The organism is Streptomyces sp. NBC_00443 (genome assembly GCF_036014175.1).
Taxonomy (GTDB): Bacteria; Actinomycetota; Actinomycetes; order Streptomycetales; family Streptomycetaceae; genus Streptomyces.
The window spans coordinates 5,355,322-5,381,206 of sequence record NZ_CP107917.1 but is presented as its reverse complement, the minus strand read 5'-3'; the positions used below and the strand labels follow the sequence as shown (position 1 = coordinate 5,381,206).

Annotated in this window: 20 protein-coding genes and 1 pseudogene; 6 read left to right on the top strand and 15 right to left on the bottom strand. The window is 70.7% G+C overall.

Annotated elements, in window-relative coordinates:
- Window positions 1-82 precede the first annotated feature (82 nt).
- Window positions 83-579 (top strand): annotated as a pseudogene (tamR, locus tag OHO27_RS24460) (MarR family transcriptional regulator TamR).
- Window positions 580-683: 104 nt separating this feature from the next.
- On the opposite strand, the gene OHO27_RS24455 reads toward tamR, so the two are convergent.
- Window positions 684-1,457 (bottom strand): response regulator transcription factor, encoded by a 774-nt coding sequence (locus OHO27_RS24455; RefSeq protein ID WP_328427131.1) that lies wholly within the window; start codon window positions 1,455-1,457, stop codon window positions 684-686.
- A 272-nt stretch (window positions 1,458-1,729) separates the two neighbouring features.
- Here OHO27_RS24455 and OHO27_RS24450 point away from each other — a divergent pair, with 272 nt between their 5' ends.
- The gene (locus OHO27_RS24450) at window positions 1,730-2,185 is read left to right on the top strand and encodes a GNAT family N-acetyltransferase (RefSeq protein ID WP_328430527.1); all 456 of its coding nucleotides are present in this window, start codon (window positions 1,730-1,732) and stop codon (window positions 2,183-2,185) included.
- A 5-nt stretch (window positions 2,186-2,190) separates the two neighbouring features.
- Here the strand turns inward: OHO27_RS24450 and galK are convergent, their stop codons facing one another.
- The 3 genes from galK to galT are packed head-to-tail and all read right to left on the bottom strand — an operon-like array spanning window position 2,191 to window position 5,435.
- Window positions 2,191-3,363: a galactokinase gene (gene galK / locus OHO27_RS24445; RefSeq protein ID WP_328427130.1), complete on the bottom strand. Its 1,173-nt coding sequence runs from the start codon at window positions 3,361-3,363 to the stop codon at window positions 2,191-2,193.
- 27 nt (window positions 3,364-3,390) lie between these two features.
- Window positions 3,391-4,353: a UDP-glucose 4-epimerase GalE gene (gene galE / locus OHO27_RS24440; RefSeq protein ID WP_328427129.1), complete on the bottom strand. Its 963-nt coding sequence runs from the start codon at window positions 4,351-4,353 to the stop codon at window positions 3,391-3,393.
- Window positions 4,350-5,435: a galactose-1-phosphate uridylyltransferase gene (gene galT / locus OHO27_RS24435; protein WP_328427128.1), complete on the bottom strand. Its 1,086-nt coding sequence runs from the start codon at window positions 5,433-5,435 to the stop codon at window positions 4,350-4,352. Before galT ends, galE begins: the two co-directional genes overlap by 4 nt.
- Window positions 5,436-5,596: 161 nt before the next feature.
- Between galT and OHO27_RS24430 the strand changes: the two genes are divergently transcribed.
- Together OHO27_RS24430 and OHO27_RS24425 are read left to right on the top strand one after the other, a co-directional pair.
- Entirely contained in the window at window positions 5,597-7,288 is a 1,692-nt protein-coding gene (locus OHO27_RS24430; protein ID WP_328427127.1) for a sodium:solute symporter family protein, read from the top strand.
- A 20-nt stretch (window positions 7,289-7,308) separates the two neighbouring features.
- Entirely contained in the window at window positions 7,309-7,641 is a 333-nt protein-coding gene (locus OHO27_RS24425) for a hypothetical protein (RefSeq protein ID WP_328427126.1), read from the top strand.
- 407 nt (window positions 7,642-8,048) lie between these two features.
- On the opposite strand, the gene OHO27_RS24420 is transcribed toward OHO27_RS24425, so the two are convergent.
- The 11 genes from OHO27_RS24420 to rsmI form a co-directional block, all read right to left on the bottom strand.
- Complete coding sequence (locus tag OHO27_RS24420) at window positions 8,049-8,726, bottom strand: helix-turn-helix transcriptional regulator (protein ID WP_328427125.1); 678 nt, start codon at window positions 8,724-8,726, stop codon at window positions 8,049-8,051.
- Window positions 8,727-9,035: 309 nt separating this feature from the next.
- Complete coding sequence (locus OHO27_RS24415) at window positions 9,036-10,871, bottom strand: outer membrane protein assembly factor BamB family protein (protein ID WP_328427124.1); 1,836 nt, start codon at window positions 10,869-10,871, stop codon at window positions 9,036-9,038.
- 83 nt (window positions 10,872-10,954) lie between these two features.
- A complete protein-coding gene (locus OHO27_RS24410) occupies window positions 10,955-12,796 on the bottom strand; it encodes an outer membrane protein assembly factor BamB family protein (protein WP_328427123.1) in 1,842 nt (613 codons plus the stop codon).
- Window positions 12,797-13,135: 339 nt separating this feature from the next.
- Window positions 13,136-14,947, bottom strand: a complete 1,812-nt coding sequence (locus OHO27_RS24405) for an ABC-F family ATP-binding cassette domain-containing protein (protein ID WP_328427122.1) — start codon at window positions 14,945-14,947, stop codon at window positions 13,136-13,138.
- A gap of 112 nt (window positions 14,948-15,059) precedes the next feature.
- Complete coding sequence (locus tag OHO27_RS24400) at window positions 15,060-16,112, bottom strand: N-acetylmuramoyl-L-alanine amidase (protein WP_328427121.1); 1,053 nt, start codon at window positions 16,110-16,112, stop codon at window positions 15,060-15,062.
- 230 nt (window positions 16,113-16,342) lie between these two features.
- Window positions 16,343-17,260, bottom strand: a complete 918-nt coding sequence (locus OHO27_RS24395; RefSeq protein WP_328427120.1) for a 4-(cytidine 5'-diphospho)-2-C-methyl-D-erythritol kinase — start codon at window positions 17,258-17,260, stop codon at window positions 16,343-16,345.
- Entirely contained in the window at window positions 17,261-18,286 is a 1,026-nt protein-coding gene (gene rsmA / locus OHO27_RS24390; protein WP_328427119.1) for a 16S rRNA (adenine(1518)-N(6)/adenine(1519)-N(6))-dimethyltransferase RsmA, read from the bottom strand. It abuts the gene before it with no gap.
- 57 nt (window positions 18,287-18,343) lie between these two features.
- Complete coding sequence (locus tag OHO27_RS24385; protein WP_328427118.1) at window positions 18,344-19,741, bottom strand: ubiquitin-like domain-containing protein; 1,398 nt, start codon at window positions 19,739-19,741, stop codon at window positions 18,344-18,346.
- Between the two features lie 141 nt (window positions 19,742-19,882).
- On the bottom strand, window positions 19,883-20,764 hold the full coding sequence (locus tag OHO27_RS24380) for a TatD family hydrolase (RefSeq protein ID WP_328427117.1): 882 nt from the start codon (window positions 20,762-20,764) through the stop codon (window positions 19,883-19,885).
- A gap of 47 nt (window positions 20,765-20,811) precedes the next feature.
- Window positions 20,812-21,216 carry a hypothetical protein gene (locus OHO27_RS24375; RefSeq protein ID WP_328427116.1) on the bottom strand — a complete coding sequence of 135 codons (405 nt, stop codon included), beginning with the start codon at window positions 21,214-21,216 and terminating at the stop codon, window positions 20,812-20,814.
- A gap of 191 nt (window positions 21,217-21,407) precedes the next feature.
- Window positions 21,408-22,256 (bottom strand): 16S rRNA (cytidine(1402)-2'-O)-methyltransferase, encoded by an 849-nt coding sequence (rsmI, locus tag OHO27_RS24370; protein WP_328427115.1) that lies wholly within the window; start codon window positions 22,254-22,256, stop codon window positions 21,408-21,410.
- A gap of 62 nt (window positions 22,257-22,318) precedes the next feature.
- Between rsmI and OHO27_RS24365 the strand changes: the two genes are divergently transcribed.
- Together OHO27_RS24365 and OHO27_RS24360 are read left to right on the top strand one after the other, a co-directional pair.
- Window positions 22,319-24,061 carry a dolichyl-phosphate-mannose--protein mannosyltransferase gene (locus tag OHO27_RS24365; protein ID WP_328427114.1) on the top strand — a complete coding sequence of 581 codons (1,743 nt, stop codon included), beginning with the start codon at window positions 22,319-22,321 and terminating at the stop codon, window positions 24,059-24,061.
- 112 nt (window positions 24,062-24,173) lie between these two features.
- Window positions 24,174-25,814: a penicillin-binding transpeptidase domain-containing protein gene (locus OHO27_RS24360; RefSeq protein WP_328427113.1), complete on the top strand. Its 1,641-nt coding sequence runs from the start codon at window positions 24,174-24,176 to the stop codon at window positions 25,812-25,814.
- Window positions 25,815-25,885 lie beyond the last annotated feature (71 nt).

The following is a 25,885-nucleotide window of genomic DNA, read 5'->3' as shown; positions in this document are numbered from 1 at the left end:
CTTCTGTCGCTCTCCAGCCTGCCCCGCAATATATCTTGACGTCAAGAGACTTCACGTCGACACAACCACTACACTGATCGTCATGGAGGACGAGGTCGATCGGCTGGTCGCAGCATGGCGCCGGGAGCGCCCGGACCTCGACGTGGAACCGCTCGAGGTGCTCAGCCGGGTGAGCAGACTGGCCCGGCATCTGGACCGCGCACGCCGGCTGGCCTTCTCCGAGCACAGCCTGGAGCCCTGGGAGTTCGACGTGCTGACCGCGCTCAGGCGCGCGGGTACGCCGTATCAGCTCTCCCCAGGACAGTTGCTGACGCAGACCCTGGTCACCTCGGGCACGATGACGAACCGCATCGACCGGCTGGCCAAGAAGGGCCTGGTGGAGCGCCTCCCCGACCCCAGTGACCGGCGCGGAGTTCTGGTCCGCCTCACGGACGAGGGCCGCGACCGCGCGGACCAGGCCCTCGCCGGGCTGCTGGACCAGGAGCGGGCGATCCTCGCGGAGCTGTCGCGTGCGCAGCGGGGGAACTGGCGGGGTTGCTGCGTCAGCTGACGGCTCCGTTCGACAACATCCCCGGGTAGTCGCGCGGGTGCGGCGCCAACGTGGCTGGTCGCGCCCGCGCGGCGGAGCCGCAGATCGATACAGCCCCGCGCCCCTTAAGGGCGTTGCTGCTCAGCGGTGCTACTCAGGCGCTGCTGCTCTCCTCCGGCATGGTCCGGTCGGCCGGGCCCAAGTCGACCGGACCGACCCCCGCCCGCCTCGCGAGCGCTACCGCGGCCAGCGTGGAGTGGACGCCCAGCTTGCCGAGGACGTTCTGCATATGGGTGCGGACGGTGTGCGGGGAGAGATACAGGCGCTCGGCGACGGCCTTGCGCCCCAGCCCCGCCACCATGCATCTCAGCACCTCCCGCTCGCGCGGGGTCAGCGACTCCACCAGCCGCTCGCTCTCCGTGCGGTGCTTGCGCGCGGCCGTCAGCTCCCGCAGAACGCCTGTGAGCAGGGCGGGCGGCAGATGCGTCTCGTCGCGCAGCACCCCGCGGATGACGGTGAGCAGCCGGGACAGTGAGCAGTCCTTGGCGACCCACCCGGAGGCCCCGGCCTGCAGGGCGAGCGCGGCCCGGCGCGGATCGTCCTTCTCGGCGAGGACGACGATCCGTACGGCCGGCTGCGCGGAGCGGACGCCGACGACCAGCGAGATGCCGTCGACGAGCCCGTCCTCGCCCACCTCCTGAACGGGTACGGCCGGCCGTATGCCCGGCGCGTTTCCGCCCAGGTCGGCGTCGACGAGCAGCACGTCGTACCGGCGCCCCTCGGCGGCCGCGCGCTCCAGGCTGCGCAGCGCGGCCGGACCGCTGCCGGCGGCGGAGACGTCGACATCGGGCTCGGCCGCCAGTGCGGCGGCGAGTGACTCGGCGAAGATGCGATGGTCGTCGACGACCAGGACTCGGATGCGAACCACGAAACCCCCTTCCCCAAGCTCCCGAAGAGCAGGGGATACCCCATCGTCATAAGGACGACATCGGGAGACGAACACCATCGCGGGCACGGCGCCCGAAGCGTGGATGACCGCACGGCCACCGCCGTGCAGGAACTGCTACCCCCACTTCGGGCGTCGTACCCGACCTGTCTCGCCCCCTGATCAGCACCGGCCCCCACCGGTGCTGCTCATCAGAGTACGGGTGGGGGGCAGGAGCGGAAGGTAATTTGCAGAACTGGTTGGCCGACGCGTTTATGGTGAGCCGCATGTTTCGTCTGGAGACAGAAGTCGACAAATCTCGCCTGGATCTGCTCCGTCGGCGGCTGCGGGACACCAACACCGCGGCCTCCCCGATCCTGCGCGCCCTGCGCGGAACCCCAGGTGAACGCGAACGCCCGCTCCAGGTCTGGGCGTTGGACGACTCGGGTGCCGTGGCCGGCGGGCTCGTGGGTCACACCTGGACCACCTGGCTCCATGTCACGTACCTCTGGGTCGACGAACGCCACCGCGGTGCCCGCCTGGGTTCGCAGCTGCTCGCAACTGCAGAGCGCATGGCCCGCGACGAACGGGCCTGCACGGCCGTACGCCTGGAGACATGGGACTTCCAGGCGCCGGAGTTCTACCGCAGGCGCGGGTACGACGTGGTGTGCGTGATCCCCGACTATCCGCCGGGGATCACGGAGTACACGCTCACCAAACGACTGGGGTGAGCGGGTCAGCGCACCCGCCGCGCGCCCGCCGCCGGCACCGCCTCGAACACCCGCGGTGCCGTGAACCCGGCGGCGGCGAAGGCCTCCTCGACGGACTTGGTGACGGTCTCGACGTCGGCCGCCTCGGCCAGCACGATCGCCGAGCCGCCGAAGCCGCCGCCGGTCATGCGGGCGCCCAGGGCGCCGTTCGCCAGGGCGGTGTCCACGACCAGGTCCAGCTCCGGGCAGGAGATGCGGAAGTCGTCGCGCAGTGAGGCGTGGCCGGCGGTCAGGACCGGGCCGATCGCGCGGGTGTCGCCCGACTCCAGCAGGGCGACGACCTGCTCGACGCGCTGGTCCTCGGTGACGATGTGGCGCACCAGCCGGCGCACCTCCTCGTCGTCGCCGAGCCGGTCGAGCGCCGCGTCCAGCTCGTCGTACGCCACGTCCCTGAGCGCGCCCACGCCCAGCAGCGCCGCACCCTTCTCGCAGCCCGCGCGCCGCTTGCCGTACTCCCCCTCGCTGTGGGAGTGCTTGACCTGGGTGTCGACCACGAGCAGGCGCATGCCCTCGGCGGCCAGGTCGAAGGGGATCTGCTTCTGGGAGAGGTCCCGGGTGTCGAGGAACAGGGCATGCCCGGCCTCGCAGCAGGCGGACGCCGTCTGGTCCATGATGCCGACGGGGGCGCCGACGTAGACGTTCTCCGCGCGCTGGCACAGGCGGGCCAGCTGCCAGCCCTTCAGGCCGAGGTCGTAGAGGTCGTTCAGGGCGAGCGCCACGACGACCTCCAGCGCCGCCGACGACGACAGGCCCGCGCCCGCCGGGACCGTCGAGGCCAGGTGGATGTCGGCGCCGGTCACCGCGTGGCCGGCCTGACGCAGCGCCCAGACCACGCCCGACGGGTACGCCGTCCAGTTCCGGTCGGACTCGGGCGCGAGGTCGTCGACGCGCAGTTCCACGACGCCGCCCGCGTCACCGTCGATGTCCGCCGAGTGCAGCCGCAGGACGCCGTCCGTGCGCCGTGAGACCGCGGCGACCGCGGTGTGCGGCAGGGCGAACGGCATGACGAAGCCGTCGTTGTAGTCGGTGTGCTCGCCGATCAGGTTGACCCGGCCCGGCGCGGCCCACACCCCCTCCGGCTCCGCCCCGTACAGCTCCTTGAACCGCTCGGCTACCGCGGCTGCCGTGTCGACGCTCATCCCCTGCCCTGACCTCTCCAGTACGTTCTACTCGCCGCGCTGCTGCGCGAACTCCCACGCGTCCGCCACGATCCCCGCGAGGTCCGCGCGGGACGGGTTCCAGCCGAGCCGCTCGCGGGCGGTGTCGGCGGAGGCGACCAGGACCGCCGGGTCGCCGCCCCGGCGCGGGGCCACGACCTCGGGGATCGGGTGCCCGGTGACCTGGCGGACGGTCTCGACGACCTCGCGGACGGAGAAGCCGTTGCCGTTGCCGAGGTTGCAGATGAGGTGCTCGCCCGGCTCGGCGGCCTTGAGCGCCAGCAGGTGGGCGTCGGCTAGGTCGGCGACGTGGATGTAGTCGCGCACGCACGTGCCGTCCGGCGTCGGGTAGTCGTCGCCGAAGACGGAGATCACCTCGCGGCGGCCCTGCGCGACCTGCAGGACGAGCGGGATGAGGTGCGACTCGGGGTCGTGGCGCTCGCCGCAGTCGCCGTAGGCACCCGCCACGTTGAAGTACCTGAGCGACACGGCACCGAGGCCGTGGGCCGCCGCCTCGCCGGAGATCATGTGGTCGACGGCGAGCTTGGAGGCGCCGTACGGGTTCGTGGGCTGCGTCGGGGCAGACTCGACGATCGGCACCTCCTCGGGCTCGCCGTAGGTGGCGGCGGTGGAGGAGAAGACGAGCTTGCGCACGCCGGCGTCGCGCATCGCGCCGAGCAGCGCCATGGTGCCGCCGACGTTGTTGTCCCAGTACTTCTCCGGCTTCACGACCGACTCGCCGACCTGCGAGAACGCGGCGAAGTGCAGCACGGCGTCGAAGGAGGAGTCCAGCCACTTGGCGGCGTCGCGGATGTCGCCCTCGATGAAGGAAGCCCCGGCCGGTACGCCCTCGCGGAATCCGGTCGAGAGGTTGTCGAGGACGACGACCTCGTCTCCCGCTTCCAGCAGATGCTGGGCGACCACACTGCCCACATAGCCGGCGCCACCGGTGACCAGGTACTTCCCACTCATGAACTCGCTACCTCTCGCAGTCGCTCGGCCGCGCGCTCCGGCGGCACGTCGTTGATGAACACGTTCATGCCGGACTCGGAACCCGCGAGAAACTTAAGCTTGCCGGAAGTGCGGCGGATGGTGAAAAGCTCGAGGTGAAGAGCGAAGTCCTCACGCACCACGCCCTCGAATTCCTCCAGTGTGCCGAACGGCGCCTGGTGCCAGGCGGCAATGTACGGCGTCGGGGGCTCACCCGCAGAGTTCTCCCCTCGTTCCCCTCCGTCGAAGATCCGGTCGAAGCGCCTCAAGAGTTCCAGATAAACCTTGGGGAACTCTGAGCGCGCCTCTTCGTCGAGCGCGAGCAGATCGGGCACCCGGCGCTTCGGGTACAGGTGGACCTCGTAGGGCCAGTGCGCGGCGTACGGCACGAAGGCCGCCCAGTGTTCACTCTCCAGGACGACCCGCTGGTCGGCGAGTTCACGCTGCAGGACGGCGTCGAAGAGGTTCTCCCCACCGGTGGCGTCCTTGTGGGCGGCCAGCGAGCGCAGCATCAGGGCGGTGCGCGGGGTGGTGAAGGGGTATGCGTAGATCTGCCCGTGCGGGTGGCCGAGGGTGACACCGATCTCGGCGCCGCGGTTCTCGAAGCAGAAGACCTGCTCCACGGAGGGCAGGGACGACAGCTCGGAGGTCCGGTCGGTCCACGCGTCGAGGACCAGCCGGGCCTGCTCCTCGGTGAGGTCGGCGAAGGAGGCGTTGTGGTCGGAGGTGAAGCAGACGACCTCGCAGCGCCCGGAGTCACCGGCGAGCGAGGGGAAACGGTTCTCGAAGACCACGACGTCGTACGACGAGTCGGGGATCTCGCTCAGCTGCTCACCCTCCGAAGGGCACAGCGGACACTCGTTGGCCGGCGGGTGATAGGTCCGTCCCTGCCGGTGCGAGGCGATGGCGACCGCGTCCCCGAGCAGCACGTCGTGACGAACCTCGGACGTGGTGACGGTCCGGTCCAGCGGCCGCCGGTCGACGGCGTCCCGCACGCTGTCGTCGCGAAGGTCGTAGTAGACGAGCTCACGACCGTCGGCCAGCCGAGTCGAGGTCTTCTTCACACTGGACTCCTCCATCAAACATAACTAAACACAGAGAAACACAACTCACCACCCCAGTCAACATCACAATCAAACAAAGACCATCACCTGACGTGTTCAATTACTGAACACCGCGGCGTAGGTTCCGCTCTGTATCGGTTCGCGCAACGAAGCGAGTACTTATGCAAACCCCCACACATTCCCCCACCTACCTCGCCGCCGAGCTACGGCTCCCCACGAACTGGCTCGACTACACGCTGCTGGGCATCTACTTCGTCGTCGTCCTGGGCATCGGCTTCGCCGCCCGGCGCTCGGTGAAGACCAGCCTCGACTTCTTCCTCTCCGGCCGCTCCCTGCCCGCCTGGGTCACCGGCCTCGCCTTCGTCTCCGCCAACCTGGCCGCCACCGAGATCCTCGGCATGGCCGCCAACAGTGCGCAGTACGGCGCCTACACCGTCCACTGGTACTGGATCGGCGCCATCCCGGCCATGGTCTTCCTCGGCCTGGTGATGATGCCCTTCTACTACGGCAGCAAGGTCCGCTCGGTCCCGGAGTTCCTGCTGATGCGCTTCGACCGGGGGGCGCACCTGCTCAGTTCGATCCTGTTCGCCTTCGCCGCGATCCTGATCGCCGGGGTGAACCTGTACGCCCTGGCGATCGTGGTCGAGGCGCTGCTGGGCTGGCCGCAATGGGTGGCGATCGTCGTGGCGGGCTTCTTCGTCCTCGCCTACATCACCCTCGGCGGACTGTCGTCGGCGATCTACAACGAGGTCCTGCAGTTCTTCGTGATCCTGGCGGCCCTGATCCCCATCACCATCCTGGCCCTGAAGAAGGTGGGCGGCTGGGACGGCCTGACGGACACGCTGACCAAGTCCCACGGCGACGACTTCGTCACCGCCTGGGGCGGCACCGGCATCGGCGACGCGAACCCGCTGGGCGCGAACTGGCTGACGATCGTCCTGGGCCTCGGCTTCGTGCTCTCCTTCGGCTACTGGACGACGAACTTCGCCGAGGTCCAGCGGGCGCTGTCGGCCAAGAACCTCTCGGCAGCCCAGCGCACTCCCCTCATCGCGGCGTTCCCGAAGATCTTCATCGTGTTCCTGGTGATGATCCCCGGGCTCGCGGCGGCGGCCCTGGTCCCCGGCTTCGGCACCGAGGAGTCGGGCTACCAGTACAACGACGCCATCCCGTACCTGATGGAGGGCCTGCTGCCCAACGGCGTCCTCGGCATCGCCGTGACCGGCCTCCTCGCCGCGTTCATGGCGGGCATGGCGGCGAACATCTCGTCCTTCAACACGGTGTTCACCACCGACATCTGGGCGCGGTACGTGGTCAAGGACCGTGAGGACGGCTACTACGTCCGCTTCGGCCGCCTCATCACCGCGATCGGGGTACTGGCGTCGATCGGCACGGCGTTCCTGGCATCGTCCTTCTCCAACATCATGAGCTACCTCCAGACCCTCTTCTCCTTCTTCAACGTGCCGATGTTCGTGGTCTTCATCGTCGGCATGTTCTGGAAGCGGGCGTCGATGAAGTCGGGCTTCTGGGGCCTGCTGGCGGGCACGACGGCGGCGATGGTCAACTACTTCGTCCTCTACAAGCAGGACATCATCTCGATCCCGTCCGACCAGGGCGCGAACTTCGTCTCCGCGATCGCGGGCTTCGTGGCCGGCGCAGTCGTCATGGTGGCCGTCTCCCTCTTCACGGCCCCCAAGCCGACGGAGGAACTCCAGGGCCTGGTCTACGGCACCCGCTCCCCCGGCATGGCCGAGCCGCCCGCGCCGGGAGACGAGGCGTGGTACCGCAAACCGGCGCTGCTGGGCTGGGGCGCGGTGGTCCTCGCTGCGGCCTGCTACATCCCGTTCTCCTTCTGACGACGGAGGTCTGAGAACCCATGACCGACCACCACTCCGAACGCCCCGGCTCCTCCGAGAAGGACCTGCTGCGGCAAGTCGCGGACCTTGAGGGCAAGTCCGAGACGGCCGCCCGGCTCTTCGACATCCGGCGCATCATCGGCGGCCTCTTCGTGCTCTACGGCGTCATCGTCACGATCACGGGCCTCACCGACGACGACGCCGCGATCGACAAGGCCCAGGGCATCAACATCAACCTCTGGACGGGCCTCGGCATGCTGCTCCTGGGCCTGTTCTTCCTGGCCTGGCTGAAGCTACGGCCTGCGGCGCCGCCACCTCCGAAGACCTCACCGGAAGACGAGCCGGCACCGTAACGCCGCCCCCGGCGGGGGCAACCCCCAACTCCTCGCCCCCGCCGCCCCTACGCGTCCCGTACCTGGGGGCCTGCGGCCCCCAGACCCCCGCTATCGGCCCTGAACGGGCCTCGTCCTCAACCGCCGGACGGGCTGAAATTGCCTGGACCGGCACTTGAAAGAGACCGGCGGAGTGGCCGTGGTGGTGGCGCACCCCCGCGGCGCCGCAGTCGCGCACGGCGGCAAGGGGACGTGCCGGGGGTGTCCGCCCGCAGTGGCCGGCGTCAAGAAACGGCACCACCCTGCCCGACCCCGACCGCCGGTCCGAGGACGGACACCCCCGGCACGGCCCCGACCCACCACACGCCCGCAGGCGCTACGCGAACCCCCACCGAAGCAGCCACAGGCCGCCGCAGGCAGTTCACGTGTCACGTACCGCCACCCTCCCCCGCCCGATCCAGCAACCCCGTCCGAGCCGCCAACGCAGCCGCCTCCAACCGCGACCCCACGCCCAGTTTCATCAGCACCCGTTGCACATGGGTACGCGCAGTCGACGGTGCGATGCCCATGCCCGCCGCGATCAGGCGGGTGTCCTCGCCGTCGGCCACGCGGACCAGGACCTCCACCTCCCGGGGCGTGAGCATCTGCAGCAACCGCTGCCCCTCGTCGTCCGGTTGGGCCGCCGGGTTGAGCAACTCACTGAACGCCCCCTGCAGCAGCTGCGGCGCCACCGCCGCCTCCCCCGCCCTGGCCTTCATGATCGCCCGCTCGACACCCTCTATCCGCTCGTCATGCCGCACATAGCCGGAGGCCCCCGCCGCGAACGCCGCCGCAATCCCCCGCGGGCTCGGCACCGGTCCCAGCACCAGCACAGCCACCTGCGGCCGCTCCCGCTTGATCCTCACCACCGGATCGAACATCCCCGGCTCCGCCGGCGTCGCCGTCCCCAACAGGCACACCTCAGGCGCCCGCGTGATCACCAGCTCCGCCGCCCCCGCGGCCGGCGCCGCCGCGGCCAGCACCCGGTGCCCCCTCAGCTTCAGCGCCGAAGCCAGCGCCTCCGCGAGCAATCGGTGGTCGTCGACCACCATGAGCCGCACTCCCATCGACCAACCCCCAAATCCCCCGGTCCGCCCGATGGAATCCGGCGAACGCCCACTACGGAGCCCCACCATGGATACCCACCGGCCGCGCGGACAGAAGCCCCTCCCGGCTCCCCCGCCCTTCATGCCCCCGGAAGCTACACGCTTGTTCGACGTTACGCTCCCCTACTGGTGAGAAGTGCCCCGGAACGGCGGATTTTCTGGCTTTCCCCGCATTCGAGGACGATGAGACGGTACGACGGTACGCACACGGCCCCGCTCCTGAACAGGAACGGGGCCGTGGTCGTGGCCGTGGTCGTCGACAGGGTCAGCTCACTCGACCGTCGTACCGAACGCGATCACATGAGCCTTCGGGTCGGCCGAACTCGTCAACTCGCTCGCGTACACGGCGGACATGTACAGATGCCCCTGCGAGTAGATGAACTCGGAGTACTCCGGAGACATCCGCGTCTCCACATCCCGCACCGACCGCGCCGCCGGATTCTCCAGCAGCTTCGTCTCCTTGAAGCTGCCACCGTCCACGCTGACGATCTGCCCGCCCTTGTCGTACGGCGGCCGCTTGTACGCGATCACGTTGCCGCCGTCCATCCGCAGCGGCGTGATCGTGTAGCCGTCCCCCGCGTCCGCCCGCTGCCCGGTCTGCTTGCCGGTGGCCAGGTCGAAGGCGACGACCTCGTTGGTCCGGCCGCGCGCACCGCCGCTGCTGTGCTGCTCGGTCTCCACGTAGAGCCGGTCGTTGCCCACCACGACGCCCTTGCACTGCTCGATCGTGGTGACGCCGGAGCACTTGGCCGCGAACTGGTCGGCCGGCACGGAGATACGGATGCGCAGCTTGCCGGTCTTGTTGTCGATGGAGAAGACGTCCGAGATGCCGATGGCGTCCGACTGCCCGGCCTCGGCGGCCACGACGAGCGGCTCGGTGGACACCACACTCGCGTACTCGACGCCCTCGGCCATCTTGTACTCGGAGATCACCTTCCCGGACTTCGGGTCGATGGTCTGGATGTGCAGCTGAGGCTGGTCGTAGGAACCGCACTTGCGCACGGCGACCAGCTTCTCGCCACCGGCGTACCCGAGGTCGTAGCAGCCGTCCTCGGCCTTCGGGACCCACAACTGCTTGCCGGTCTCCAGGTCGAACGCGGTGCCGCCGCTCGTCCCGCCGGCGGCGACCGTGCCGCCGCTGACGGTGAGGTTGTCGAAGCGCAGCGGCCTGCCCTCCACCTCGGTGCTCTTCGTCCACAGCTTCTTGCCGGCGTCGAGGTCGATCGCCGCGACCTCGCTGCAGCCGTACGAGGGCCGGTCCTTGGTCGGCATGTCGGGCTGGAAGGCGACGGCCGTCAGCCCGTCCTCGTTGACGTGCTTACTGGCCTGGCAGACCGGTCCCGGCAGCTTGACGGTCCACAGCTTGGTGCCCTTGTCACGGTCGTAGCCGACGATCTCGGCGACGCCGCTCTTGACGTACGCATCGTCGGTCAGCCACGAGCCGGACACGACGACGCTGGTGTCGTCCTCGACGTCGGGCGCCTTGACCTGGAAGAGCACGTTGGAGTTGGTGTCGGCGGGCACCTTCTCGGTGCCGTCGGGGGCGTCGACGCCGCCGCCCGAGTCCCCGTCGTCCCCGCCACCGGTGCCGCCGCTGGAGCTGGCGGTCTCGTCCTTGCCGCCCTCGTCACCGGACTTGGCGTACAGCACGCCACCGATGATCAGCGAGATCACCACGACGGCCGCCGCCACGATGACGGCGAGCTGCCCGCTGGACCGCTGCCCGCCACCGCCCGGCCCGCCGGCCTGGGGGTGCAGCGGCACGGTCTGCTGCGGGTAGCCGTAGCCGGGCTGCTGGCCGTAAGGGTTCTGCTGCTGGCCGTACGGGTTCTGCGGCTGTCCGTACGGGGCGGGCTGCTGGCCGGGGTAGCCGTACCCGGCAGGCGGAGTCGGCTGTTGACCCCCCTGAGGTGCCTGCGGATAGCCGTACCCCGGCTGCTGGGCCCCGGACGGCGGACCCTGCGGGGGCGGCGGTGTCTGCGCAGGCGGCGGCGGTGTCGGCGGGCCGAAGCCGCCACCCCCCTGCTGCTGGGGCGGCTGGTCCTGCGGCGGGCCGAACCCGCCCTGCGGGGGCTGGTTGGGCGGCGGAGGCGGCGGCTGGGTCATGGCGTGGGTACCTCAGGGGAGGGGGACGACGGGCACGGCGGGGACGTGGGGGACGACGGCGAAGGGAAGAACTGCCGCTCGCCTCACTTGCCGAAGGCGAGGATCAGCTTCTCCTTGGTTTCGTCGTTGCCGCTCAGCCGGGTGCTCGAGAGGTAGAAGCGCCCGTCGGCCCAGTCGAACGCCTTCGAGAAGAAGCCGTTCTCGACGTCCGCGGCGCCGGCCGGGTTCTGCAGCAGCGTCGTCGGCTTGGGGCTGCTGCCGGCGACCGGGATGGACACGACCTGGCCGCCCGCGTCGTACGACGGGTCGACGTAGGCGAGGAGCTTGCCGTCCTCGACCTTGATCGGCAGCATCGGCTCCTCGGCGGGCGACTTGACGCGCCACTTCTCCTTGCCGTTCGCCAGGTTGATCGCGACGATCTCGTTGGCCCCGGTGGTCGCCTTGGTCGGCATGTAGAGGGTGTCGGCGTCGGAGGCCACACCGGAGCAGCCCTGCAGGTCACGCTGGAGGATGGCCCAGCCGCACTGGGCGCCGATCTCCAGAGCGACCTCGACCTGCGAGCGGCGCTTTCCGTCGTCGCCCAACGTGGAGATGTTCCACTGCTTCTTGTCCTCGTTGGTGCTGTAGAGAACCAGCGGGTCGAGGGAGAAGACGCGCGCGACCTTCCAGCCCTTGTCGAACTGCCAGGTCCACTTGACCTTGCCGGTCGCCGGGTCGAGCTCCTGCACCTCGTCGTGCTCGTTGCTGCCGGTGGCGTCGCAGCCTGCCACGGCGATCAGCTTGTCGCCGCCCGCGAAGGCGTCCGGGAAGCACTTGTCGCCGAACCTCGTCTTGTCCCACAGCTTCTTGCCGCTGTTGACGTCGTACGCCGTGCCGGACTGCGAGCGGCCCACCATCAGCGTCTTGCCGGTGATGGACAGTTCGACGTCGAGCGTGCTGTCGAACAGCGCGCCGTTGGCGACCGAGGCCTTCCAGCCCTTGGCGCCGGTGTTGAGGTCGACCTGCTGGAGCTGGTTGCACTTGGCGCGGTCGCTGCTGCCGCTCATGTACGCGACGACGACCTTGTCGTCGGACGACTTCTGCGGGGTGACCGCGCAGATCTTCTGCGGGAAGGTGATCGGGTCCCAAGTGGCCTCGCCGTCGCCGACGTTGTAGGCGAAGAGCTGCTTGTACGCAGCCTTCACCGCGGCCTTGTCGGTGATCCACATGCCGGGGGCGTCGGCGCCGGAGGCGGGCGCGTCGGGCGCGGGCTTGTACCAGAGCACCTTCGAGTCGCCGGACTGGCGGCCGCCGTTGAGGTTCTCCGGGTCGGCGCCGCCGCCGCTGCCACCGCCGTCGTCGGGGCCGTCGGACGGGGACTCGGTGTTCTTCGAGTCACCGCTCTCCTGGGCGGCCGGCTTCTTCGGATCGTCGTCGCCGCCGCTGGTCACCGCGTACACGCTGCCGCCGATGACGAGCAGCGCCGCCACCGCGGCACCGATGGCGAGGGCGGGCTTGCCCTTGAAGGGGTTGCGCGAGCCGGGCTGCGGGGCGCCGGGCGCGCCCGGGTACTGCGGCTGCCCCGGGTAGCCGTAACCCGGAGCGGGCTGCTGGCCGTAGGGACCGGGCTGCTGCTGGTGGCCGTACGGCCCCGGCTGCTGCTGCGGTTGTCCGTACGGGCCGGACTGGTACGGGCCCGGCTGCGCCGGCTGCTGCTGCGGATAGCCGTAGCCGGGCTGCGGGGCGCCGGGCGGCGGGCCCTGCGGGGGCGGCGGCGTCTGCGGCGGGCCCTGCGGCGGCGGGGGCGTCTGGGGGGCGCCCTGCGGCGGGGGCGGGGTCTGCGGCGCGCCCTGCTGCGGAGGCTGCGGGGCGCCGAAGCCGCCCTGCCGCGGGTCCTGCGGTGCGCCGAAACCGCCCTGGGGCGGCTGGTTGGGCGGCTGGCTCATGAGCGGTTCCCCCTCGTGACCGGTGTGGTGCCACGTCATGTGCCGTCGCGTTTCCGCCACACCGGCGGTTCTCAGACTGTTCTCAGACGGCTCTTTCTATCACCCACCGACGACAGTGCACCGGGCCGTCTCGCCCCCTGTTCCCAAGGGAGAACCGGCCTGTGATACCCCCGTTATGCGCCTTCACACGCCCTTCACCCGGGGCGCGGATGCGCGCCAAGGGGGCGCGGAAGCGCCTTGAAGGGGCGCGGGGAACTGCGCGACCAGCCACGACGGCGCCGCAGACGACAGTCGTCAGACAGCGGCACCTTCTCAGTCGCGCCCCTCCCAGCGAAAACGCTACGCGTCCTCGGCAAGTTCCAGCCAGCTCAGCTCCAGCTCGTCCCGCTGGCCGGCCAAGTCGCGCAGTTCCGCGTCGAGTTCGGCGACCTTTCCGAAGTCGGTGGCGTGCTCGGCGATCTGCGCGTGCAGCTTGGTCTCCTTCTCGGAGATCTTGTCGAGCTGGCGCTCGATCTTCTGCAACTCCTTCTTGGCGGCGCGCACATCGGCGGCGCTCTTCTCCGGTACGGCCTTCTCGGCGGCCGGTGCGGACACCGCGCCGGCGGCGACCTGGGCCTCCATGCGGTGGCGGCGCTCCAGGTACTCGTCGATGCCGCGCGGCAGCATGCGCAGGGTGGCGTCGCCGAGGAGGGCGAACACCCGGTCCGTGGTCCGCTCGACGAAGAACCGGTCGTGGGAGATGACGATCATCGAGCCCGGCCAGCCGTCGAGGACGTCCTCGAGCTGGGTGAGGGTCTCGATGTCGAGGTCGTTGGTGGGCTCGTCGAGGAAGAGGACGTTGGGCTCGTCCATCAGCAGGCGCAGCAGCTGGAGCCGGCGCCGCTCACCACCGGAGAGGTCCCCGACCGGCGTCCACTGCTTCTCCTTGCTGAAGCCGAACGTCTCGCACAGCTGCCCGGCGGTCATCTCCCGCCCCTTGCCGAGGTCGACGCGCTCGCGCACCTGCTGCACGGCTTCCAGCACCCGCAGGTTCGGAGCGAGCTCGGCGACCTCCTGGGACAGATAGGCGAGCTTGACGGTCTTTCCGACGGCGATCCGCCCGGCGGCCGGCTGCTCCTCGCCCTCCGTCCGTGCCGCCTCGGCCATGGCCCGCAGGAGAGACGTCTTGCCGGCGCCGTTGACACCGACGAGACCGATCCGGTCCCCCGGACCGAGCTGCCATGTCACGTGCTTGAGCAGCACCTTGGGGCCGGCCTGGACGGTGATGTCCTCCAGGTCGAAGACGGTCTTCCCGAGCCGGGACGAGGCGAACTTCATCAGCTCGCTGCTGTCCCGGGGCGGCGGTACGTCCTGGATGAGCTCGTTGGCGGCCTCGACGCGGAAGCGCGGCTTGGACGTACGCGCGGGGGCGCCGCGCCGCAGCCAGGCCAGCTCCTTGCGGACCAGGTTCTGCCGCTTGACCTCTTCGGTGGCGGCGATGCGCTCGCGCTCGGCGCGGGCGAAGACGTAGTCGGAGTAGCCGCCCTCGTACTCGTAGACGTCGCCCTTCTGCACGTCCCACATGCGCGTGCAGACCTGGTCGAGGAACCAGCGGTCGTGGGTGACGCACACGAGCGCCGAGCGCCGCTCGCGCAGGTGCTGGGCGAGCCAGGCGATGCCCTCGACGTCGAGGTGGTTGGTGGGCTCGTCGAGGACGATGAGTTCCTGTTCCTCGATGAGCAGTTTGGCGAGCGCGATCCGTCGCCGCTCGCCGCCGGAGAGGGGGCCGATGACGGTGTCGAGGCCCTGCGGGAAGCCGGGCAGGTCGAGGCCGCCGAAGAGGCCCGTGAGCACGTCCCGGACCTTGGCGTTGCCCGCCCACTCGTGGTCGGCCATGTCCCGGATGACCTCGTGCCGGACGGTCGCCTCGGGGTCGAGCGAGTCGTGCTGGGTGAGCACCCCCAGCCGCAGCCCGCCGGAGTGCGTGACCCGGCCGGTGTCGGCGGCCTCCAGCTTGGCCAGCATCCGGATCAGGGTCGTCTTGCCGTCGCCGTTGCGACCGACGACGCCGATGCGGTCCCCTTCGGAGACGCCGAGCGACACACCGTCGAGCAGGGCACGGGTGCCGTACACCTTGCTGACGTTCTCGACATTGACCAGATTGACGGCCATTTCTCTCCTGCCCAGGGGGTCGGTCAGCCTCCCAGCCTAGTCGGCCCGTACGACAGCCCTGCGCGCCCCGGGGGTCGGCGGCCCCCGGGGCGCTTCGCCGTGGAGGTCGGCGTCAGCGGCGGGCGGCCGCCGCGCGGACCTCGGCGAGGAGGTCGTACATGACCTGGCCGGGGCACTCGGTGTCGAAGTAGTCGCGGTGACCGCCGACCGTGTTCGTGTCCTTCTTGGTGCCGTTGACTGGGTTGGCGTACGTCACCCTCGCCTGCGGGTCCAGGCCCTGGAACCGGGATATGACCTTGATCAGCCGGATCAGGGAGGCCTTGGCCGCGTCCGTGGGGGCCTGCCGGTCGAGGTTGCCGATCAGGGCGATGCCGAGGGCGCCGGAGTTGTAGCCCACGGAGTGGAAGCCGGTGACGAGGTCGCCGTCCGGGTTGAAGGCGGGGATGCCGTCGTCGCCGGAGTAGCGGCCCTCGTAGACCGTGCCGGCCTCGTCGATGAGGAAGTGGTAGCCGATGTCGCCCCAGTCGTTGGTGATCGCGTGGAACTCGTAGATCGCGCGCACCGTCGCGGCCGGGTCGGGGTCGTCGTTGGGGGTCGCGGTGTGGTGGACCGTGATGACCTGGAGCGGGTAGTACGTCTCGGGCGAGTTGACCTTGCCGTCCTTGTACCGCTTGGACTCGTCGGCGCCCCAGGCCGGCCGCGAGAGGTAGCCGACGCCGCGTACGCGCGTGGGCTCGCTCGGCACCTGGTAGGTGCGCTCGGGGCCGTCGGTGGTGTCGATGGCCAGCGAGTGGACGCCGTTGATGTCGCTCGGGGCCTTCACCTCGTAGGCCTTGGCGTGGCCGGCGGCGACCAGGGCGGTACCGCCGTCCTCGACGGTCGCGCAGCCGTGGGCCAGGTTCTGCCAGTTGCCGTCCGCGAGCCGGATGGCGGCGCCCTCCTTGGCGCCGGACCAGCGCACACCGACGTAGGAGGCGGCGATGGCGGTGCCGGCCTCGCCGGTGCCGGTGGCGGCCTCGGTCCGGGTGGCGGGGAACTTCTCCGACGTCGTGCCCGAACCACCGGAATCGGACGTGGAGTTGTCCGTCTCGCTGGAGTCACCCGCGGCGAACACCATCGGAGTGAGCGCGGCTCCGGCGGCCGCCGCCCCGCCCGCGGCGATCATGCCGCGACGGGAAAGGGAGCGCTTTCTACGGTGAGACGTCTGAGCGGGTGTGGGGGATTCGGACACAGGAGTGTCCCCTTCCAGAAGTGCACTTGACGGCGAGCCGGGCACGACGGCCCGACAGTTGAAACGTCAAGCGACCCTAGACTCCTCGGCAGACCCACGGGTACTGCGATCGCAGTACTTCCGTGTGGAGATCGAGCGAAGAACGCGTACTTGTGAGTACGACGTCACGCTCCGGCGGTCCGCACGACCGCGGCACCCTGCGCGGGCCCGGACGCGGTACGCGCCGCACGGCAAGTACCGGACGCCCGCAGGGTGTCGGCCACCTTCACGGCGGACTCGGCGTCCCGGGCGAGGAACGCGGTGGTCGGGCCCGAGCCGGAGACCAGCGCCGTCAGCGCGCCCGCCGCGAGCCCCGTGGCGAGGGTGTCGGCCAGCTCCGGGAAGAGGGAGAGGGCTGCGGGCTGGAGGTCGTTGGAGACGGCCGCGGCGAGCGCGTCGGGGTCGCCCTTCGCGAGGGCGGCCAGGAGCGGCTCGGAGGCGATGGGCTCGGGGATGTCGGTGCCCTCGCCGAGCCGGTCGAACTCACGGAACACGGCCGGCGTCGACAGCCCTCGGCCGGCCATCGCGAACACCCAGTGGAAGGTGCCGCCCACGTCGAGCGCACGAAGCTTCTCGCCCCGCCCGGTACCGAGGGCCGCCCCGCCGACCAGGCTGAACGGCACGTCGCTGCCCAACTCGGCGCAGATGTCGAGGAGTTCCTCGCGGGAGGCCCGCGTACCCCACAGCGCATCGCAGGCCAGCAGCGCGCCCGCGCCGTCCGCACTGCCGCCCGCCATGCCGCCGGCGACCGGGATGTCCTTGGCGATGTGGAGGTGGACGGCGGCGTCCAGGCCACGGCGTTCCGCCAGGGCGAGCGCCGCGCGGGCGGCGAGGTTCGTACGGTCCAGGGGGACCTGGTCGGCGTCGGGCCCGTCACAGGTGACGCGCAGCCCGCCGGGCGAGGGGGTCACGGTGACCTCGTCGTACAGCCCGACCGCCAGGAAGACGTTGGCCAGGTCGTGAAAGCCGTCGGGCCGCGCGGCGCCGACCGCGAGCTGGACGTTGACCTTGGCGGGGACACGTACGGTGACGCTCGCGCTCACTTACTCGGACTCCTTGTACTGGTCGGCGGGCCGGGCGGCGGACTCGGCGGGCGGGACGCCGGGCTGCTGCGACCGGGCGTCGGACACAGCCGGCTCCGCACCGGATTCCTGCGACTGCGCGTCGGGCTCCTCGTCCCGTGTGCCGGGCTCCTCCGGGCGGGCGCCGGGCGCCTTGTGCTCGGCGATCCGGACGAACTCCTCGACCGTCAGTGCCTCTCCGCGGGCCTGCGGTGAGACGCCGGCGGCGACGAGGGCTTCCTCGGCGGCGGCCGCCGAGCCCGCCCAGCCGGCGAGTGCGGCCCGTAGGGTCTTGCGGCGCTGGGCGAATGCGCCGTCGATGACGGCGAAGACCTCGCGCCTGGAGGCGGTGGTCTTGAGCGGCTCGGCACGCCGGGTCAGGGACACGAGCCCGCTGTCGACGTTCGGGGCGGGCCAGAAGACGTTGCGCCCGATGGCTCCGGCCCGTTTGACCTCGGCGTACCAGTTGGCCTTGACCGAGGGGACGCCGTACACCTTCGAACCGGGCGCGGCGGCCAGTCGGTCGGCGACCTCCGACTGCACCATGACGAGGGTGCGTTGGATGGTCGGGAAGGTTTCGAGCATGTGCAGCAGGACCGGGACGGCCACGTTATAGGGGAGGTTGGCGACCAGCGCGGTGGGCGGCGGGCCCGGCAGCTCGGCGACCTGCATCGCGTCGGAGTGCACCAGCGCGAACCGGTCGGCGCGCTGCGGCATGCGGGCCGCGATGGTCGCGGGCAGCGCGGCGGCGAGGACGGCGTCGATCTCGACGGCGGTGACGCGGTCGGCCACCTCCAGCAGGGCCAGGGTGAGCGAGCCGAGTCCCGGTCCCACCTCGACCACCACGTCGTCGGGGCGGACGTCCGCGGTGCGGACGATGCGGCGGACCGTGTTCGCGTCGATCACGAAGTTCTGGCCGCGCTGTTTGGTGGGGCGCACACCGAGGGCGGCCGCCAGTTCACGGATGTCGGCGGGGCCCAGCAGGGCGTCGGGGGTGGGGCTGCTCACCCGACAAGGGTACGGGGCCGTGCAGCTGACCCCGGCCGCCCGTCACCACAGGGTGGCTCACCCGTGCAGCCGCTCCCCGCAGTGCGGCCAGGGACTCGCTCCCTGGCGCACGTACAGCTTCTTCGCCCGTGCCGTCTGCTCCGCCGCCGGAGCGTCCTGCGGACGGCCCTTTCCGCCGAGGCCCCGCCAGGTGTGCGTGTCGAACTGGTACAGCCCGCCGTACGTCCCCGACGAGTCCACCGCGTCGGCCCTGCCGCCGGACTCGCACGCCGCGAGACCCTGCCAGTTCAGGCCTCCCGCGCCGCGCACCGACGTCGGCAGCGGCTTGGTGCCGACCTTCACCACCTGCGTCTGCGGCTCGCGCACCACCTCGGACCCGGTCCGCCGCGGCTTCTGCCGGACGCCGTTGACGGTGCGCAGCGAGTACGTGACCCGCCGCAGCCCCAGCTGCCCCGCCCGCTCGACGATCTCCGTGCCCTTGAACACCGAGGGGTCCTCGATCCGCTGCACGGCGAACTGGATCGCCTCGTCGCGGATCTCCTTGCGGCCGGTGATCCGCAGGACCGTGACCGCCTGCCCGTCGCGCGGGAAGCTGTCGAGCGGGACGGACGTCGCGTCCTGGCCGCGCAGGGTGATGCCGGCCTGCTCCACGACCTCGCTCACGGTCGCCGCGTTCGTACGGATGGTGCGCGCCCGCCCGTCCGCCATGACCGTCACCGCGCGCTCGGTGCGGACATCCAGCGCGAGCCCTTCCCGCCCGATGCGCCGGGAGCGTGACGCGGAGACGTACGCCCCCTCCGCGCGCACCCCGATCTGCCTGAGCGCCGCCTCCACCGTGCGCTCCGTCGTCCACACCTCGCGCCGCTGGCCGTCGAGCGTGAGCCGCACGGGGCGGCCGTAGCGCACCGCGACCTCGTCTCCGCTGGTGAGCTCCGCATCGGGGGCGGGCGCCACCACGTCGTGCGCACCGACGTCGACACCCTCCTCGGAGAGCAGCTCGGTGACGTCGTCCGCGAAGGTGTGCAGCGTGCGCGGCGTGCCGTCGACGCTCAGCTCGATCGCCTTGTCCTTGGCGACGAAGGCGCTGGTGCCGCCCGCGAGGAACGCCACGACCAGCGCCTGCGGGACGAGTCGGCGCATGGGCCCGTCCCCCCGCTCGGCGACCCTCGCCCGGCGCCGGTGCGCGGCCCGACGTCCGCTCCTGGGGCGCACAACCGGCTCGTACTCCGCCTCGTACTCCGTCTCGTACGCCGTCTCGGACGCCTCGTAGGCGGGCCGGTAGGTGTCCTCGTACGTGACGTCGGCGGTGCCGTATGTGCCGTATGTGCCGTGCGTCGCGTACGGCCCCTGCACCCCGTACCCCAGCGTCTGCGCGCTGTGCGGGTCGAAGCCGCCGTACACCGGGGGCTCGTGGGCCGAGCTCGGGCCATACGTCTCGAACTGCGCGTTGCTCACGACGACACGCTCCAGCGGAGGGGTCCGTTTAGGGCCCCCAGAACCTAGCGGAGCGCCGATTACTCTCCAAGGCGACGCGACTACGCACAGTTGCGGCCGGGTCGAGGTGAACCCGTGCGAGCGTTATCGGGCGGTTATCCGTCAGTAGCCGAAGGCATGTGCCGTGTTCGAGCCCAGGGCCCTCGCCAGCGCGTCCTCGTCAATCCCCCGTACGGCGGCCATGGCTCGCACCGTGATCGGAATGAGATACGGAGCGTTGGGCCGTCCGCGGTACGGGGCCGGCGTGAGGAACGGCGCGTCCGTCTCCACGAGGAGCAGCTCCAGCGGGGCCACCGCCACCGCGTCCCGCAGATTCTGGGCGTTCTTGAAGGTGACGTTGCCGGCGAAGGACATGAAGTATCCGGCGCGGGCGCACACCTGGGCCATCTCGGCGTCCCCGGAGTAGCAGTGGAAGACGGTCCGCTCCGGGGCGCCCTCCTCCTTCAGCACCCGCAGCACATCCGCATGGGCCTCGCGGTCGTGGATGACCAGCGCCTTGCCGTGCCGCTTGGCGATCTCGATGTGGGCACGGAAGGACGCCTCCTGCGCCTCCTTGCCCTCGGGCCCGGTGCGGAAGTAGTCGAGGCCGGTCTCGCCGACGCCTTTGACCTGCGGGAGTGCGGCCAGGCGCTCGATCTCGGCGAGCGCCTCGTCGAGCGCCCGCACACCACCCGGCTCACGCGCCCCCTGCCGCGACCAGCCGTCGGGGTCCCCGTGCACGATGCGCGGCGCCTCGTTCGGGTGCAGGGCGACGGTCGCGTGCACGGCGTCGTACTGCGCCGCCGTCTCGGCCGCCCACTGCGAGCCGCGTACGTCACAGCCGACCTGCACGACCGTCGTCACGCCCACCGACGCCGCCTTGGCGAGCCCCTCCTCCACCGTGCCGGACTGCATGTCGAGGTGGGTGTGGGAGTCGGCGACCGGCACCCGCAGCGGCTGCGGGAGGGGCGGGGCGGCGTGCTTGTCGGCGGCGTTCGAAGGCATGCCCCGATCCTACGAAAGGGGCATGCCCGAGCGGCCGGGTGCCCGGCTCAGCTCGCCTTGCGGTGGAAGACGTGCAGGAGATCGGACAGGTGCCAGTGGTGGTGCGGCTCGGCCGGCGCCGAATCCGGCTCGGCCTCGCCCTTCGGCTGGGCGGGGACGGGGCGGGCGCGGTGCAGGGAGTTCTGCACGGAGGACACCTGGCCGGGCCGCATGATCCGCACGACGTGGCCGTCGCAGTTCTGGCACGTGGGCCGGCTCAACGGGGACGGCACCACCTGGCCGTTCGCCACGTACAGGACGAACTCGCGGCCGTCACCGTCCATGTGGTGCTCTATCTCGTACGACTGCTCCCAGCCGTGCCCGCAGCGCATGCAGGCGAACGAATACGACTCGTGGACGACGGCGGTCGCGGCGCTGCGAAGGCCCGTGGTCTGCTGTGCGATCTCACTCATGCCAGCTCCTGTGGTCCGCTGGGTGGGACGGGTCGCGTCCCTCAACCCAGTGGACTCCTCCGCAGGAGTGAACGCACGGAATCTGTCCAGTGTTGGCGCCGACTTGGACGTTCCTTGCCGAAAGGGCCGGGTCCCTTTACCCCGGCATGGGGCGCACGCTCATGCGATATACGCCCTGCTCACCCGGTATTTCACGCCTCCGCCTTCTTCGCCGCCACAACGGCGTCGAAGACCTCCCTCTTGGGCACCCCGGCCTCCGCCGCCACCGCCGCGATGGCCTCCTTGCGCCGCTCCCCCGCCTCTTCGCGGATGCGAACCCGCCGTACGAACTCGGCGGCGCCGACCTCCTCGGCCCCCTTCTCGGGCGCCCCCTCGACGACGACGGTGATCTCCCCACGCACGCCCTCTGCCGCCCACTCGGCCAGCTCCCCCAGCCCGCCGCGCCTGACCTCCTCGTACGTCTTGGTCAGCTCCCGGCACACGGCGGCCCGCCGCTCGGCGCCGAACACCTCGGCCATCGCGGCGAGCGTGTCGTCGAGCCGGTGCGGCGCCTCGAAGTAGACGAGGGTGCGCCGCTCCTCGGCCACCTCCTTCAGGCGCGAGCGCCGCTCCCCCGCCTTGCGCGGCAGGAACCCCTCGAAGCAGAACCGGTCGACGGGCAGCCCGGACAGGGCGAGCGCGGTCAGCACCGCGGACGGCCCCGGCACCGCGGTGACCTTGATGTCCTTCTCGACCGCCGCCGCGACCAGCCGGTACCCGGGGTCGGACACGGACGGCATCCCCGCGTCGGTCACCAGGAGCACCCGCGAGCCCGCGAGCAGCGCCTCGACCAGATCGGGCGTCCGGGCCGACTCGTTGCCCTCGAAGTACGACACGACCCGCCCGGCCGGCTGCACGCCCAGCGCCTGGGTGAGGCGCCGCAGCCGCCGGGTGTCCTCGGCGGCCACCACGTCCGCTCCGGCCAGTTCCTCGGCGAGCCGGGGCGGGGCGTCCTTGACGTCGCCGATGGGAGTGCCTGCCAAAACAAGGGTTCCTGTCACGTTTCCATCCTCGCAGGGCGCATCCGCGCGACTGTCACAGACGTGTTCCCTACGATGGCGCGGTGACCAGTACCGCGTCCTCCACGGACACCCGGCAGGGCCAGGCGACCCACGAGCAGCGGCCGTCGTGGCAGCAGCGGCTGCGCCGATTCGGCTACACGGCGTCGCCCGGCAGCGACGTCCGCGACCGGCTCGTGCCGCCTTACGTCCAGCCCAGCCCGCGGATGTGGCAGTTCCTCGGCGTCCCGCGCCCGCTCGCCGAGCGGATCGCGCGCTGGTCGGGCTGGATCGGCCCGCTGCTGGTGACGCTGCTGGCGGGAGTGACGCGGTTCTGGAACCTGGGCAACCCGAAGGCGGTGATATTCGACGAGACGTACTACGCCAAGGACGCCTGGGCGCTCGTCCACCGCGGTTTCGAGGTCAACTGGGACAAGAACGCCAACGACCTGATCCTCAAGGTCGGCGACCAGGTCCAGATCCCGACCGACGCGGCGTACGTGGTGCATCCGCCGGTCGGCAAGTACGTCATCGGGCTCGGCGAGCTGATGTTCGGGTTCAACCCGTTCGGCTGGCGGTTCATGACGGCGCTGCTGGGGACGCTGGCCGTGCTGATGCTGTGCCGCATCGGCCGCCGTATCTTCCGCTCCACCTTCCTCGGCTGCCTCGCGGGCACGCTGATGGCGGTGGACGGGCTGGCCTTCGTGATGGCCCGCACCTCGCTGCTCGACGGGGTGCTGATGTTCTTCGTGCTGGCGGCGTTCGGCTGCCTCGTCCTCGACCGGGACAGGGCGCGCGCGAAACTCGCGGCCGCGCTGCCGGCCGACCCCGACGGCCGGGTCCGCCCCGACGCGCACATCGCCGGGACCCTGCGCCTCGGCTGGCGCCCCTGGCGCTGGACGGCGGGCCTGATGCTGGGCCTGGCCATCGGCACCAAGTGGAACGGCCTGTACTTCCTGGTCGCGTTCGGCCTGCTGACGGTCCTCTGGGACGTCGGTGCCCGCAAGGTCGCCGGTGCCCGCCACCCCTACCTGGCGGTGCTCAGGCACGACCTGGGCCTCGCGTTCCTCGCGACCGTGCCGGTGGCGATCGTCACCTACATCGCCTCCTGGGCCGGCTGGATCCTCTCCGCCACGAACGGCAGCGGCGGCTACTACCGCGACTGGGCGAGCGCGAACGGCCGCAGCAGCAGCTGGTCCTGGCTGTTCCCCGACTGGTGGCTGAGCCTGTGGCACTACGAGCACCAGGTGTACGAGTTCCACGTCGGCCTGTCGTCCCCGCACACCTACCAGTCCAACCCGTGGAGCTGGCTGGTCGTCGGCCGCCCGGTGTCGTACTTCTACGAGTCCCCCACCCCCGGCAAGGACGGCTGCCCCGTCGACGCGGGCGAGAAGTGCGCCCGCGAGGTGCTGGCCCTCGGCACGCCGCTGCTGTGGTGGGTGGCCGCCTTCGCGGTCCTGTACGTCCTGTGGCGCTGGGCCTTCCGCCGTGACTGGCGCGCCGGCGCCATCGCCTGCGGTGTCGTGGCCGGCTACCTCCCCTGGTTCCTCTACCAGGAACGCACCATCTTCTTCTTCTACGCCATCGTCTTCCTGCCCTTCCTCTGCCTTGCCGTGGCCATGCTCCTGGGCGCGATCATCGGCCCCCCACGCGCCGGGGACACCCGCCGGGTGGCGGGCGCCACGGGCGCGGGCGTGCTGGTGCTGCTGATCGCCTGGAACTTCATCTACTTCTGGCCGATCTACACGGGCACGGCGATCCCGGTCGACGACTGGCGGTCGCGGATGTGGCTGGACACCTGGGTCTGACCGGCCAAACAGTCACTCTTCGGTCAATAGTTCGGCCAACAAAAGAAAACACCTCTCACACCTTTCCCTCATGCCACTTACAGTGCGGTGGATGAAAAACGGGGAGGGGACCATGTCCAAGGGGGTCAAAGTCGCCGTCATAGGCGGCGTGTTCGCCGTGATGGTGGGCGGTGCCGGGTACGGCGCGTACAACATCATGTCGGCGTTGAACGGCGGTGGGGCGACCGGACAGGGCGGGCCCGCGCCGGTGCGGTCCGGGCCGCCGAGTGCGGACGAGGTCGAGGAGACCACCGCGAAGTTCTTCGCGGCCTGGGAGAAGGGGCAGGCGGCGCAGGCGGCGGAGCTGACGAACAACAACGCGGCAGCCGCCTCGGTGCTCAGGTCCTACGGCCAGGACGCGCACATCACCGGCGTGCAGATCACGCCCGGCAAGGCGAACGGCGATACCGTGCCCTACGCCGTGAAGGCGAAGGTGTCGTACGACGGCAAGTCCGAGCCGCTGTCCTACAAGAGCGAGCTCACCGTCGTCCGCGGCCGCACCACCGGGAGGGCCCTCGTCGACTGGCAGCCCACCGTGATCCATCCGCAGCTGAAGAGGAACGATCGCCTCGTCACCGGCGAGGCGGCCGCCCCGCCCATCGAGGCCGTCGACCGCACCGGCACTGTGCTCACGAAGGACAAGTACCCCTCACTCGGCCCGGTCCTGGACACCCTGCGCGACAGGTACGGCAGCAAGGCGGGCGGCTCGCCCGGCGTCGAGCTGGCGATCCGGCACGCCGACGAGTCGCCGGACACCTCGCTGCTGACCCTCGCGAAGGGCAAGCCCGGCAAGCTGCGGACGACGCTCAGCGCCAGCGTGCAGGCGGCGGCCGAGAAGGCCGTGAAGCAGTACGCCCAGTCCTCCGTCGTGGCCCTCAAGCCGAGCACCGGCGAGGTGCTGGCGGTGGCGAACCACCGTGAGGACGCCTTCAACGCGGCCTTCGAAGGGCGCGTCCCGCCCGGCTCCACGATGAAGATCATCACCGCGGCGATGCTCATCGACAACGGCGTGACCACGATGAACGGCCCGGCGCCCTGCCCGGACACGGCGACCTGGCAGAGCCAGACCTTCAAGAACCTCACGGGCCTCAAGCCGGACGAGACCGCCGGCGCCACGCTCGCAGGCGGCTTCGCGCGCTCCTGCAACACGGCCTTCATCAAGCTCGTCGACGAGGAGCCGCTCACCGACGCCTCGCTGACGACGGAGGCCCAGGAGCGGTTCGGGCTCGGCGGCGACTGGAAGACCGGTGTCAGCTCCTTCGACGGCAGCGTCCCCGCCGCCACCGGCCCGGACCGAGCCGCGAACGCCATCGGCCAGGGCCAGGTCCAGATGAACCCGCTGAACATGGCGTCGGTCACAGCCACCGCGATCACCGGCCAGTTCCGGCAGCCGTATCTGGTCTCACCCGACCTCGACGACCGTCAACTCGCCACCGCCAAGGGGCTGCCGGCGAGTACCGCCTCCCAGCTGAAGCAGATGATGCGGCTGACCGCGACCGCGCCCCAGGGCACCGCCGTGCAGGTCATGTCCGGGCTCGGCGGCGACATCGGCGCGAAGACCGGGTCCGCCGAGGTCGACGGGGAGGCCACCTCCGACAGCTGGTTCACCGGATTCCGCAATGATGTGACGGCCGCGGCCATGTCCCAGCAGGGCGGCCACGGCAGCGACGCGGCCGGGCCGATTGTCGCAGCCGTGCTACGAGCGTCCGGGTGAACTTATCCCTCGCGGCACGGGACTCTAGGGTGGTCGTCGTCGTTGGTATGCGTGAGGCAGGCGGGGCGGCG

Excerpts from the sequence above, each read along its gene's own strand:
- OHO27_RS24400 (WP_328427121.1), bottom strand. The coding sequence starts at position 16,112 with ATGATCGCCGCGGGCGGGGCGGCGGCCGCCGGAGCCGCGCTCACTCCG.
- OHO27_RS24450 (WP_328430527.1), top strand. The coding sequence starts at position 1,730 with ATGGTGAGCCGCATGTTTCGTCTGGAGACAGAAGTCGACAAATCTCGC.
- OHO27_RS24420 (WP_328427125.1), bottom strand. The coding sequence starts at position 8,726 with ATGGGAGTGCGGCTCATGGTGGTCGACGACCACCGATTGCTCGCGGAG.
- OHO27_RS24425 (WP_328427126.1), top strand. The coding sequence starts at position 7,309 with ATGACCGACCACCACTCCGAACGCCCCGGCTCCTCCGAGAAGGACCTG.
- OHO27_RS24405 (WP_328427122.1), bottom strand. The coding sequence starts at position 14,947 with ATGGCCGTCAATCTGGTCAATGTCGAGAACGTCAGCAAGGTGTACGGC.
- OHO27_RS24375 (WP_328427116.1), bottom strand. The coding sequence starts at position 21,216 with ATGAGTGAGATCGCACAGCAGACCACGGGCCTTCGCAGCGCCGCGACC.
- OHO27_RS24380 (WP_328427117.1), bottom strand. The coding sequence starts at position 20,764 with ATGCCTTCGAACGCCGCCGACAAGCACGCCGCCCCGCCCCTCCCGCAG.
- OHO27_RS24415 (WP_328427124.1), bottom strand. The coding sequence starts at position 10,871 with ATGACCCAGCCGCCGCCTCCGCCGCCCAACCAGCCCCCGCAGGGCGGG.
- OHO27_RS24410 (WP_328427123.1), bottom strand. The coding sequence starts at position 12,796 with ATGAGCCAGCCGCCCAACCAGCCGCCCCAGGGCGGTTTCGGCGCACCG.
- OHO27_RS24430 (WP_328427127.1), top strand. The coding sequence starts at position 5,597 with ATGCAAACCCCCACACATTCCCCCACCTACCTCGCCGCCGAGCTACGG.
- galK (WP_328427130.1), bottom strand. The coding sequence starts at position 3,363 with ATGAGCGTCGACACGGCAGCCGCGGTAGCCGAGCGGTTCAAGGAGCTG.
- galE (WP_328427129.1), bottom strand. The coding sequence starts at position 4,353 with ATGAGTGGGAAGTACCTGGTCACCGGTGGCGCCGGCTATGTGGGCAGT.
- OHO27_RS24360 (WP_328427113.1), top strand. The coding sequence starts at position 24,174 with ATGTCCAAGGGGGTCAAAGTCGCCGTCATAGGCGGCGTGTTCGCCGTG.